This is a genomic window from Formosa algae (genome assembly GCF_001439665.1).
In the GTDB taxonomy this organism is placed as follows: domain Bacteria; phylum Bacteroidota; class Bacteroidia; order Flavobacteriales; family Flavobacteriaceae; genus Formosa; species Formosa algae.
In genome coordinates this window covers 1-13512 of the sequence record NZ_LMAK01000011.1, presented here as the reverse complement: position 1 = coordinate 13512, position 13512 = coordinate 1, and the positions used below count along the sequence as shown (strand labels likewise).

The following is a 13512-nucleotide window of genomic DNA, read 5'->3' as shown; positions in this document are numbered from 1 at the left end:
TTTTCTGTTTTAATCTATTGTTTTAAATAATTGTTCAGTGCTTTTTCTCACTTTTACTTGATTTGCTAACCAATCATTAGCTTCATCTCTGTAACCTAGTGGTAATAAAATTGAACTTCGTAATCCTTGTGCTTTTAATCCTAGAATTTTGTCTACGGCTTCTGGATCAAAACCTTCCATTGGTGTAGCATCTACACCTTCGTAAGCTGCCGCTGCAATCGCGTATCCAAATGCAATGTAAGCTTGTTTAGAAGCGTGAATAAAATTCTCTTCTGCGTCTTTTTGCGGATACGTATTTAATAACATCTGTCTGTAATTTTCAAATCCTTCGTTTTCATAACCACGTACGGTATTTGTTAAATCGAAGACTTCGTTAATACGATCGGCTGTATATGTATCCCAAGCAGCAAACACTAATAAATGAGAACAATCTGTAACTACCGATTGGTTCCATGCAACAGGTTTAATTTGTGCTTTAATCTCTGGATTGGTTATTACTAAAACCTCAAAAGGTTGTAAACCACTAGACGTTGGTGCTAAACGAACCGCTTCTAAAATACGGTCTAATTTATCTTGTGGGATGACTTCACCATTCATGGCTTTAGTTGCGTATCTCCAATTTAATTTATCTAATAATTCCATCTGTTATTAATTTGTATAGTTTAAGTTATTTATTGTGTAATACTTGCCCAAGCGGCTTGGTAAGCTTCGTTTAAATGTGCTGTTGTAATTTTAAGATCACCTCGTTTTTCTGCATTAAGCAAAAAGGCTAGGGGGTAAATACTAAAGGCATATAATAATTGATGCGATAAAGGTTTAATAATTCCTTCTGTAATTCCGCGATCCCACAAGTCGAGTAGGGGCTTTAGGTTTTTAATACCATCTTGGCGGCTACTCGTATCAATCATAGGTGTGTTTTCACATTGCGATAAGAAAAACCCTTTTTCAATATCCTTTAATTTATATTCGGCCATACGTCTCCAAACCAATTCAAATCCTTCTGCAATAGATGCATCTGCATTAAATGTTTCAAAAGCATACTGCATGTATTCTGCCTTAACTTCTTTATAGACTTGATTTACCAAATCTTGTTTGTTTTCAAAATATATATAAATTGTCGCCGGAGATACATTCGCCATTTTGGCTATTTTAGACATAGGTGCCGCGTGAAATCCTTGGTTATTCACCAAATGTATGGTGGCTTTAACCAAAGCTGCTCGTTTAATTTCACTTTTCTTTAAAACTGGCATAATTTCTAATTTATGAGTCAAAGGTATAAAAAAAGAATAAACATTCATTTTTTACAGTTGCCTTTAAGATGAGTTTAACGTAATTAATAGCGGCAAACATTTTAAATCTTTAAACTAAAGCATATATTTATCTGTTAAAAAACAAAACAAACTTTTAGAAATGAACAGAATAGTAACCTTTGGCGAAGTATTAATGCGCCTTTCCCCATTGGGAAATAAAAAGATGAAGCAAACCAATTTATTAGAATATTATTTTGGAGGTACAGAGATAAATGTGTCTATTTCCTTAGCTAATTTTGGAAATAAAGTGAAGCATATTTCATGTATTTCAGACGATTTTATAGGCGAAACTGCCATAGGCTATTTAAGACAATACAATGTAGATACCCGCGATATATACAGAACCAGCAGACCTTTAGGGATGTATTTCTTAGAAGTTGGCGCTGTTATGCGTCCGAGTACCATTACATATAACCGTTCAAATTCTGCGTTTTCGGGAGTAACTCCAGATATGGTAGATTGGGATAAAGCCTTAGCCAAAGGGAACTGGTTTCATTGGACGGGCATTACACCAGGATTATCTCGTGGTGCGTACGAAACCTTAAAAGAAGGCTTAAAACATGCCAAAGCAAAAGGATTCACCATTTCATCAGACCCAACATACCGCAGCGGATTATGGAAATACGGCGTAGATCCGAAAGATGCCATACAAGATTTAATGCAATACGTGACGATCTTTATTGGAGGTGTAAATGAAATTAATGAAATTCTAGGTACGGAATACGGTTACGAGAACGACGATTTTATAGCAGCCAGTAAAGCACTGATAGAAAAATATCCAAACGTTGAAAAGGTATTCGATAAGATTAGAATCGCCATAAACGCATCTTGGCAGAAAATAAAAGCTAGAATGTGGAATGGTAAAGAATTTAAAGAAACCGAAGCCATAGAAATTACACATATTGTAGACCGTATTGGAACCGGAGATGCTTTTGCTGCAGGGATTATTTACGGATTATTAAACTACGACGATTTTAAAGCTATGGAATTTGCAAGCGCAGCTTGTGCCTTAAAACACACATTTCCTGGCGATATTAATTATGCCACCGTTAAAGATGTAGAACATTTGCTATCTGGAAATACTGGCGGACGCGTTAATCGCTAAAGGTGTATATTTTAATTCATGGTGTTCGAGCGGAGTCGAGAACAAGAATAACATTTAATATTTCCAAAGTGTTCAAACAAAAAGGTGTTCGAGCGCAGTCGAGAACCTAAAAGACTGTATCACGAAACATCGGTGTTCGAGCGCAGTCAAGAACTGAAATGTTTTTATGAGATACTATTATAATTCATGGTGTTCGAGCAGAGTCAAGAACAAGAATAACGTTTTATATTTCCAAAGTGTTCAACCGAAGTCGAAAACAAAAGTGTTTAAGAATAAAAAGAGTGCGAGAGCATTCTTAATTTTCTATTTTACATAATATAAATTATAGAACACATTATAACAATTCACACAATAATAGCGCTATTTCAGAGCTATTTGACATAATCGCAGATATAACAACACCTGAGTGTTTTATATCGATAGTAATTATGTCAAGTGCATTGTGGATTTTTTCGTGAAGTTACTTATACGATTATAACGGTGTTCGAGCGTAGTCGAGAACAAATAAACTATCCAAAACTATTAAGGAATAGCGCATTTCAGCGGTATTTGAAATAATTGCAGATATAACTACACGCATTGTTTTATATCGATAGTAATTATATCAAGTGCATTGTGTATTTTTTCGTGAAGTTACTTATACGATTATAACGGTGTTCGAGCGTAGTCGAGAACAAATAAACTATCCAAAACTATTAAGGAATAGCGCATTTCAGCGCTATTTGATATAATCGCAGATATAACAACACCTAAGTGTTTTATATCGATAGTGATTATGTCAAGTACATTGTGTATTTTTCCGTGAAGTTAGTTATACGATTATAACGGTGTTCGAGCGTAGTCGAGAACAAATAAACTATCCCAAACCATTCTTGATATTGTACTTAATTGTGAATTCTTTATCTAGAATAATTTAAACGATTACAACACGATAATTCTTATGGATTATAAATCGCGTATTCGATAAAAGATACAGTAAACCTTATTTTATGCGATTCTTGTGAATTGCCATAATAGTTTATGAAATCGGCTTTTAAAAGATTAATGAATTTATTATAAGTTTCTACTACTAATTACGATTTGAGGTAGAAGTTTTTTAAATGCATAGCCTAAAATATGAACGCTCCACTCACCCACTATTTTAACCAAAATTTTATGAGGTCGTTTTACATACTAATAGTATAACAACCTAATTATAATTTAAAAGTTGTAAATTCATTTAGTGAAACCAAGTTTCGGACTATTAACATATCCCCGTTATAATTACAATTCTTGTTTTACCATTGCTAGTATAAATAAAGGAGTATGTCTTGCTCTGTATAAAACACCTTGGATGCACATAAAAATTAGTCACGACACCACGTATAGTTTTACAAAAGCTGTTTTTTTAGAACCCCACTATCTCAGGTTTAAACCCAAGGCCATGCCGTTTCTCGAGGTCAAATCATATAATCTACAGCTTTCCGTAACGCCTTCAGGTATTTCAGAACAGTTGGATGCAGAAGGGAACGTGGTCCATTTTTGTTGGTTCGATGGGATGCATGATAGCATTATAATTAAATCAGAAGCTATACTAGACATCGCGCCTTTCTTAGCGTTTAACTTTTTAGTACACCCAACATCTTGTAATCTCATTCCGTTTCAGTACCCTGAACAACAACGCCCTATGTTGTCACTATATATGGAAGCTACACCAATTAGTAATGCATTATTTGAATATGGACAGCGCATTCTTAAATCGGTCCAATCTAACACCATTTCATTTTTATTACAACTCACCAAACAAATACATATAGATTTCAGTTTAGAAATTAGGGAAGTGGGTATCCCCTTTCATGCCAATGACACCTTTCAAGGTAAAACAGGTTCTTGTCGAGATTTAAGTTGGATGCAAATACAACTGTTGCGTAACCTAGGTTTAGCGGCACGATTTGTAAGCGGGTATTATTATATTGAAATTGAATTTCCACACTACGAATTACATGCCTGGGTAGAAGTCTTTATTCCCGGTGCGGGTTGGATAGGTTTCGACCCTAGTAATGGTATCGCGACAGCCAATATGCATATCCCTGTGTGTTCCAGTGTACATTACGAAAATACAATGCCCGTTTCTGGGTCTATTCGAGGCGATGCACATGCCACTCTGAGTACCAATTTACATATGGAAATGATGTATTAAATAGATTGCGGTTTTTTTAGTTTATTTTTAAATATGCTACTTTACAGTAGCTATTTAAACGATTAACACGCGATAGTTTTTACTTATATTATTGAAGTTTCTATTGTTTAGTACTTTTGATATCATGTTAAATAGACAATAACATTTTTAATATTAACCTTTTAGCATTTTCTTTTTTCCTTGATAACATTGCTTTGAAGTTCTTGTATATTATTCTCAACTCTTAATAATCTTTATTACTAAAGCCCTAAAATATGGACGCTCCACTCACCTATTGTTTTGCCAAAATTCTATGAGGTCTGGTTGCGTTCATTTAAAAGTGATAGTTCTATAAAAGTATTAAAACTTTCGTATAACTCACTAATATTTGAAACATCATCGTAATCGCCAGTTAATTTGGGTAAGTTCCCAACAAAATAGTACAAGTTTCCAAACATATTTATACTATTAATTTTGCCTAAAATAGCGTTATAGAAAACAGCTTTTAAATTCTTTTTAACATCATTTTTATTGAAAATTTTATAAATATCTAGTTCAGCTAATGCAGAATAATTACCATCTAAATAACCTGATACATCGCATACAGATAATTTATTTTCATGTATATAACTTTTATCTTTTATCCCCAAAATACCGTTATTATATCGATAAGAACTATCATAAAAGTTATCCTTTTCCTCTTCTTTAAAAATGTTAAGAGTAATTTTTATTTTTTTTAGTTCTTTTAGCTCTTTACTTTTTTCATTTATTCTAATTTTATATCTATGAAACTTTAATTCATTTAATATTTTACTCCATTTTTTTGAATGAAAAACATTTATAATTTTATCAAAATCAATTTCTGTTCGATGTCCATTATATTCTAACAAACGATACATTGAGTAATTAAACACTTTATCTGGTAAAGCATTAATATACTCTGACGGTAAATCTAACCATGATATGTTTAGTTCTTTAAAATGATACTGCTTTAAAATTTTGTCAATAATATCTGGAGAATGAATTTTGATATAACTTGATAAAAGATGTCTAATACCTTTGTCTGACATTGATTGTGTGAAGACCACTTTTCTTATAGATTCTTCTTCCGTTATAAAACCTTTTTCCTCAAAAACTTTCAATGCAACATCTATATTAATTACAGAATAATCTTTGTGTTTATGATACATTGTCCAAAAATCACCAATACTAGAAATATCTGTTTTTCTTGTTTGGTGTAATGTTAATCTGATATAACTTAAAATATTAGTACAAATATCAAACGAACCTAAATGAGCATTTTTGATTATATATTTTTTTAAGCTTAGATTAATGAAATCGTTATGAGAAGTGATTAGACCAAGTGATAATAATATTTTTTTTGAATCATTTAAAATCCATCTACCATGGTAACTTTTCCATTCATACTCCTCTAGAATTTCATCTATAATAGAAATACCTTCGTTTTCATTAGAATCTATGAATGTTTTAATACTTTTATATAAGTTTTCTAATGATTCTTCAACTGTGCCATGTATATAAAGATTAACTAAAATATTGATAACATCCTCTCTTCTTTTATATTCATCTTCAAGATAATACCCTATATCTTTTTTTAATATAAATGGATTCTTATACTTTTCAAAAAAATACTCTTCAGAAAAAACATCGTTTTCTAAACTAGTTAAAAAGTAATTTGTACTATAATTATCATTACTAGTTATATTATAAAGAATTGTAGAATCATTCTCTAATACATAATGAAACATTCCAAACAAATATTCAGAGCTTGTGATATTTTCAATTTCATAACCATTATAAATCAATGATTTAGTATAGGTATACAGAAATGTATTATAAGTTGCAATATGGTCTCTACCTACAATATTTAGTATTAAAGTTAATTCATAATAATTATTAATGCTCAGTTCTTTATACAAAATATCATTAAGCGATTCTCTTATTTGAAAATAGAATGACCTTATAGCTTCAAAATCTATACAATCTTTTACTACTTCCTTAAATATCTTAATAGAGGAGAATTTTTTAATAATACTTAGCTTTTTTTTAGCTTCTAAATCAAAATATGAAAACCTAGACATGAATCTTTTTTTGCAATCATAAATAGATTGATAAACTATATTGTCTACTTTGTTTTTTCTTTCAGAATAGTCAATATTTAACTCTCTTAAGTATTTATTAAAACTATCATGAAACAGAGAAACTCTATTTAATCTTATTTCAAACAAATATGGATATGCGTTAATAAATTCATTTATGTAACTTAAGAATTCTCCAGATAAAAACAGACTTAATTCCGATTTCATAAAAAAACTTCTACTAGTTAAGAATAATGTTAAAGCAGTTTTAGTTTTTACGTCTTTTAATATTTGGCTATAATAATCTTCAATACCTTTTAATTTCTCAAGAATTGGAATAATCTTATAAGCTTTATAATGTTCACTTATAAATCTAACTAATATTGGATAACCATTTGTTAGATTGTAAATCTGACTTCCAATAGAATAATCATCGATATGGTATAGTTCAATTAATACTTTTCTAGTTTCCCTTTCATTCCAATTTGTTAAAATCTGTTTATTCCAGTTTGTATTATATTTTAATGGCCTAGACAGAACTATGGTCTTGCATTCTAATGAAAGTTTATTAATGAATTGAACAAATTTCCCTAAATCCTCATTATTATAGTTTTCTACATGGTCTAAACCATCTATAATAAATACACGTTTGGATTTTTTTATTTCATTAATTATTTCTACTTCACTTTTAAAAGAATAATCATGAAATAGTTTTTTTGAAATATCAGATATAAAATTAACATATTCTAATCTCGCATTTTTTTCTTTGTCTTGTTCAGATATCCAAAAACGATAAACAATATTTTGGTTATATATCTTTGATAGCGTAATGACATAATGACTCTTACCAATTCCAGGCTTTCCTTCTAAATGCAGTATATTAGAAAATTCTAAATGTTTTTTACCAATGTTAATTGTCTCTTCAAGTAATTTTGTGTCGAATACTTTTATAATAGGTAAATCATCTTTATTGATTTTTAATATTCTTTTATCTAGATGATTTTTAAAGAATCTATCAATAGTAATTTTCCTTTTCTGATTAAATGCATACAATTTATTTATCATATTATCAGCCTCAAGTCTGGATAATGAAATGATATATACATTATTTTGTTTAAGTGCTGGCAACCCATAATATTTACAATTGGTGGCAACATCAATATTTTTGAAAATAAGTACATTGGCACTATCACTTGCTAATAGATGTTTTTTTCCTTTAATGGAAACTTCTTTCGCATTAAATTGCAAATCCTCTAAAGTAATTTCATCATAGTCTTTAATTTGGAAAAACATTGAATTCTCACCATTTTGAATTTTAATATCATCAAGGTTATTTTCAACATCAGCTTCTATCTCTAATGAATTAAATTTTCTTTGAACATCCATCATTACCAAAAACAAAAAGGTTATTTGTTCTTGATATGTGTATCCAATAAATGCATTTCTTGATGGTCTCATTAAATTATAATTATCGTTTAGGCAATTTGTTCAATTCTTCCATTAAAATAGTTAAAACCCTTGTTCTATCATATTTATCAGCTATATGAGTGTCATCTGACAATATTCTATCAATAAAAGCTTTTATATGTTCACCATTAAAAGCTAGTTCATAATGATTAGCAACGAAAGTGAACATACTTACAAATCTTTCATGTTTAATACGAGCAAATAACAAGAAAATGCTTTCTTTAATTTTTTCGAAAGTTTTATTTTTTATAATTCCAATTTTGAAACCATTATAGTTGAAATTAATTAATTCTTTATAACTAAAAGATTCTTCTAATCCATAAAAACTATGTGCCATTCCATTAATTTGGGTTGATTTGAAATATAATATAATTATATATTCATTAAAAAAAAGTAAGTAAGGGTTTTTATAATTGGGCATGCCAACTACAGTATTGCTTGAAATCCTTTTGATTTGATTAGAATTAAAAAAAACACCAATTGGGTAAGGAACATTATTTTTAATACATTCTTGTATTTGAGTTTTCAATTCTTCTTGTGTATCTTTTAAATTATCATTTAAATAACATCTTAACTTTTTCAAATCTTTATCTTTAAGATTAAAAGGATTATTTGAATTAATTGAATATCTCCATATTACGCTATACCAAAACAAGGAAATTAAACCTCCATTTTTCTTTGAATCTACTACTTCATCACTTTTACATTCATTATCATTTATCTTTTGATGTATTTTGGAGGCATAAATAGATTCTATATGTCCAAATCTATTTTCACAATTAGTACAGATTATATAGTCTTCTATAAAAGGAATTTGGTTTTGGTCAATTTCCTCATCTGTTAAATCTCTTCCCATAAATTCCTGAATTTTTTCAGGTGTCAAATCTCTACCAACATGATTTTCAACAACTTGTTGTCCTATTGATACTACAAATTCTTTATTTCTCTCAAATAAAGTTTTTAATATAAAAGCAGGTACAATATGAGACCCTTTTTTATTTGCATCGTTTACTAAACATAATTTGCATTTACTCATTTTAAAACTAATTATACAACCTAATATATAAGATTATTTCATCTAATTAATAAATTAAATAACATAATTACCATTCCACACACATTCCATTTCTCTCCTACGTCATTTTGTAAAAGGAGTGTTCCATTAACATTGTAGAAGAAACTTTTGAGAATAATTTTTTTTAAGAAACTGAAGTAACAACTTTCGTTTTTTCCAAAGCTCAAGTTACATAACGCAGAACATTATAGAACATATTATAATAAATCATACAATAGCGCATTTCAGAGCTATTTGAAATAATTTCAGAATTAAAAACCCACAAATACTTTATATTATATCTAAAAATTTACAAAAAAAACACCCCCTACCTCCTCCCACTCCCCTCCCACATTCCTTCGAGGAACCTCCCTAAAAACCCTTGTTTTACGGAGGATTGTCGAAGCATCCCCGAAGGATTATCGAATGAGGTCTTTAAAAATATTCGATTTTAAGCCTTGAAAACCAGTAGTATATATAATTTTTGTTGTTTTTTTTTATTATATTAGGATGATATAACACGTTAAACATCAAGTATATGGCAACATTACATCAAGGTATTTTGGGTGGGTTTTCGGGGAAAGTTGGCCCTGTAATAGGAAGCAAATACCGTGGTAAAAACATATTGCGGTCTGTCCCCACTAAATCTACCAAACCCATAAGTGCCGCACAGCAACGGCAACGGGACAAGTTTAAAATGGTACTCCAGTTTTTAACACCCATAAAAGAACTCCTTAACGACACCTTTGGCAAGCAAGTAGGCAGTAAATCGCCCTATAATCAAGCCATGTCGTACCATATGCGGGAGGCTATAAAACAAACCCCTACTGGTTTTACTATGGATTATGCTAAAGTATTGGTGGGAATGGGCGGTTTATGCGGGGTAGAACAGCCTACAGTACAAACGACTCCTGCACATACGCTACACATTACTTGGGACGATAACAGCACCCAAGGTATGGCCTACCCAACCGATGCCTTTTTAGCGGTGGTGTATGCGCCTAGGCTACAGCAATTCGATTATGTTATAGGTCAAAGTTCGCGTGAAAACGGACAGGAGGTGCTCGCTATTCCAGAGCGTTTTTATGGCGAAACCGTACATGTCTGGGCAACCTTTACCAATAGTGACTTAGCGCTTACGGCTACCAGCAAGTATTTGGGGGATTATGTGGTGTGATAGGTGTTTATTGTTCTCGACTCCGCTCGAACACCATAGAAAATGAAATATGATTTAAACGGTCTTCGAGCAGCCTGTACTGAGCAGAGTCGAAGTAGAGTCGAGAAGTTATTAAATCACTTTAAAGCTTAATTATATTGTTTATAGATATTTATCACTTTAAATGAATCATACTATTTATGAGTAACCTTGTTCTCGACTCCGCTCGAGCACCTTGGAAGCTCAAGGTTTTAATAGTATGGTCTTCGAGCAGCCTGTACTGAGCAAAGTCGAAGTAGAGTCGAGAAGTTATTAAATCAATTTAAAGCTTAATTATATGATCCACAATGGCTTTCGTTATAAGGTCTAAATAGTGCTTTACACGCCATATGGCATCATTTAAATCTTCTGGATGATTCGTAATCGCATCTGCATACATAATACCTAAGTCTTGAAAGTTATGCTGTTCCAAATCGATATGTCCACAAAACGCAGCGACGTTTATATGCTGTTTTTTAGCAGACGATAAAACACCTTGTAATGTTTTTTCAGAGAGGGTTTGGGGATCTAAATGTCCTTCACCCGTGATAATCCAATCGGCATCTTGGATAAACGTATCAAACTGAGCGATGTCTTGAATCAGTTGGATGCCGGGTACTAAGGCTCCTTGTAAAAAAACGACTGCTCCTGCTCTCTTCCCACATTCCTTTGAGGATTCTCCCTTAAAAAACCCTTGTTTTACATAGGATTCTCAAAGAATCCCCGAATGATTATCGAATGAAGTCTTTAAAAAATATTCGGTTTTATATTCTAAAAATCAGTTATGTATATCATTCAAGTAGGCAGTAAATCGCCATAGAAACATTTCGCGCTATTTGACAAACTTAGTTATTAGGCCAAAAACAATATTTGCTTTATCATCGTTAGAAACATTAGCTTTATATAAATATGTAGTATCATTTAAAACTTCAATAATCTCGACATCAATGACATTACCTTCTTTATGTTTATCTTTCTTTAAAGACATTTTTACAGTCTCTAATTGATATTTGTAATCATTAGTCCACTTTATTTTATAAACCTGTTTTCCACCTACACCTCCTTTTTCGATTTGTCTTTTTTTACGTCTTTTTATTATAGTCTCACTATAAGCAGGACTTTCATATTTAAACTTCCCAAGATGAAATACTTTACATTTTTCCCAATCTTCCTGTGGTAGATCGTAAGTTTTATATTTTGCATTCACAAAATAGTAAACCGATTGCCAACAATTATTTATCATTTTCATTGGATATATTAAATCTCCTTTTTTAAAATGCTCTAAACAACCTTGTTGCCAACTCTCATTTTTATAACTGCTTTTTTCTAGGTTAATATTAATATCATATCGTTTACCATTTTCATCTACGCAATAATCAATAACAACAACTGCTACCCTATCTACATCATCAACAAAGGTTTGAGAATAGGAACAAAAAGAAATAATTATAAATCCAAAACATATTAGTGTTTTCATACTGTAGAGTTTATTACTAAACTAATTTATAATTTATATATTCATATAAAAAATTGAGGAAACTTAAAATCCCGCAGAACCCAAAAACACTAAGGCTGTTCTCTTCGTTTTTCATATCTTCAGTGATTCTAAAAAAAATATCCTCTCATGAAACACCTAAGCATTAACGTCTATTTGGTAATCCTTCTCCTTTTTGCAAGTTCAAGCTGTAAGCAAGCCGAGACTAAAAGTGACACCACAGACACTTCAGCACCATTAAAAAATGAAGTCGTAGTGTTAGGAACCATCCATGGAGGGCATCTAACCGATAGTGTGTACAATGTTGAGTATTTAAAACGGTTAATTCGTGAGATCAATCCAGATTACATACTCACCGAAATTCCTCCAAAACACTTTAAAATAGCGATGGACGGATTTAAAAAAGACGATAGTATTTCTGAACCACGTACCAGACAGTTTCCGGAATATGTAGATGTGGTGTTTCCATTATCTAAAGAGATGGATTTTGAGATTATTCCAACTGCGGGATGGACACGAACGATGGCTGTAGAACGCGGACAAAAACTAAGAGCTATTCGTCAAGATTCGTCTAGAGCTAACGATTGGGCCACATATGTAAAAGGCAATAAACGTTCAGATTCATTATATAAAGCGAGCGGAAAAGTAAACGATCCGTATTTTATACATACTAACACCTATGATAGTATTCAAGATATTAGACTACAACCCTATAACACATTGTTTAATGATGAGCTTGGTTTAGGTGGCTGGGAAAATATTAATATTGCGCATTATTGGAACATTGAAAAAGCTTTAGAAACACACCGCTATCAAGGTAAGCGCATCCTCATTACCTATGGTGCTGGACATAAAGGTTGGTTTTTAAGAGAATTGCGCAAACGTGATGATATAGAATTATTAGACATGAAACCCTTTCTTGACGCTATTAACTAAGTCTTAGGCTGAGTTACAAGGTTGTGCAACATGTTTGCAACCTATCTCATGTAGTATTACAATTTAAATATCATTCATCAAAATTATGTACAGCATTCACATTCCCGAATCGTAATGCAAAGAATTTGTAAAGTATGGGCACCGGATCTTTTAAGAAAAACTGAATGGCCGTATCTGTTTTTAAGAATTTCCAACGGAATAAAACACTTTTGCCTTGTTTAACTTTTAATTTGACACCCGTTAAACTGTAATAAGTAGATTCGTTACATTCTGGTGCTGTAAATGTTTCTCCAATACTGAGTTTATGGTGTAAATCTGGAAAATTAATGCCTGCATGTAAAGACGCTTCTAAGGACAACCAATACCTCGGATTAATTTCTATTACTTTAAAATCTTGGGTGTTCACATCAAATCTTAAATCTATGTGGGCAATACCCGACCAACCAAGGGTTTGTATTAACTTTTGTACCACCGCAAATAATTTGGGTTTTTGCAAAAATACATGCGCATAGGCAGGTGCAAAATCAGACGAATTATTCACAACTCCTTTTTGGATGGTGTAAGCTAACACCTCGCCTGCCTTACACAACACGCTACAATCTATATCATAGCCCTCGATATATTCCTGGACAATGTGTGTCCCCAAAAAACTGTTGGTTTTAAAATGGGTTTTAAAAGCCGCCATATCTTTAA

Annotated in this window: 10 protein-coding genes and 1 pseudogene; 4 read left to right on the top strand and 7 right to left on the bottom strand. The window is 31.6% G+C overall.

The features are described 5' to 3' along the window. Positions 1-9: 9 nt before the first annotated feature. On the bottom strand, positions 10-642 hold the full coding sequence (locus AST99_RS03605) for a nitroreductase family protein (protein ID WP_057779251.1): 633 nt from the start codon (positions 640-642) through the stop codon (positions 10-12). A gap of 29 nt (positions 643-671) precedes the next feature. After that, on the bottom strand, positions 672-1250 hold the full coding sequence (locus AST99_RS03600; protein WP_057779654.1) for a TetR/AcrR family transcriptional regulator: 579 nt from the start codon (positions 1248-1250) through the stop codon (positions 672-674). Positions 1251-1410: 160 nt separating this feature from the next. Here AST99_RS03600 and AST99_RS03595 point away from each other — a divergent pair, with 160 nt between their 5' ends. Both AST99_RS03595 and AST99_RS03590 read left to right on the top strand, forming a co-directional pair. Then, entirely contained in the window at positions 1411-2415 is a 1005-nt protein-coding gene (locus tag AST99_RS03595) for a sugar kinase (protein WP_057779249.1), read from the top strand. Between the two features lie 1333 nt (positions 2416-3748). Beyond that, positions 3749-4594, top strand: a complete 846-nt coding sequence (locus AST99_RS03590; RefSeq protein ID WP_057779652.1) for a transglutaminase family protein — start codon at positions 3749-3751, stop codon at positions 4592-4594. 290 nt (positions 4595-4884) lie between these two features. Here the strand turns inward: AST99_RS03590 and AST99_RS03585 are convergent, their stop codons facing one another. Together AST99_RS03585 and AST99_RS03580 are read right to left on the bottom strand one after the other, a co-directional pair. Next, complete coding sequence (locus AST99_RS03585) at positions 4885-8130, bottom strand: NACHT domain-containing protein (protein ID WP_057779247.1); 3246 nt, start codon at positions 8128-8130, stop codon at positions 4885-4887. A gap of 10 nt (positions 8131-8140) precedes the next feature. Beyond that, complete coding sequence (locus tag AST99_RS03580) at positions 8141-9175, bottom strand: hypothetical protein (RefSeq protein WP_057779244.1); 1035 nt, start codon at positions 9173-9175, stop codon at positions 8141-8143. Positions 9176-9731: 556 nt separating this feature from the next. Between AST99_RS03580 and AST99_RS03575 the strand changes: the two genes are divergently transcribed. Beyond that, the gene (locus AST99_RS03575; RefSeq protein WP_057779241.1) at positions 9732-10370 is read left to right on the top strand and encodes a DUF6266 family protein; all 639 of its coding nucleotides are present in this window, start codon (positions 9732-9734) and stop codon (positions 10368-10370) included. A 301-nt stretch (positions 10371-10671) separates the two neighbouring features. Here AST99_RS03575 and AST99_RS18415 read toward each other — a convergent pair. Both AST99_RS18415 and AST99_RS03570 read right to left on the bottom strand, forming a co-directional pair. Then, a pseudogene (locus AST99_RS18415) lies at positions 10672-11028 on the bottom strand (glycerate kinase); the annotation flags it as partial. Between the two features lie 192 nt (positions 11029-11220). Then, positions 11221-11865 carry a hypothetical protein gene (locus tag AST99_RS03570; RefSeq protein ID WP_057779237.1) on the bottom strand — a complete coding sequence of 215 codons (645 nt, stop codon included), beginning with the start codon at positions 11863-11865 and terminating at the stop codon, positions 11221-11223. 147 nt (positions 11866-12012) lie between these two features. Here AST99_RS03570 and AST99_RS03565 point away from each other — a divergent pair, with 147 nt between their 5' ends. Then, positions 12013-12819 carry a hypothetical protein gene (locus AST99_RS03565; RefSeq protein WP_057779231.1) on the top strand — a complete coding sequence of 269 codons (807 nt, stop codon included), beginning with the start codon at positions 12013-12015 and terminating at the stop codon, positions 12817-12819. Between the two features lie 70 nt (positions 12820-12889). On the opposite strand, the gene AST99_RS03560 is transcribed toward AST99_RS03565, so the two are convergent. Beyond that, on the bottom strand, positions 12890-13512 hold a 623-nt coding region (locus AST99_RS03560; protein ID WP_157486294.1), incomplete at its 5' end, for an ATP-grasp domain-containing protein.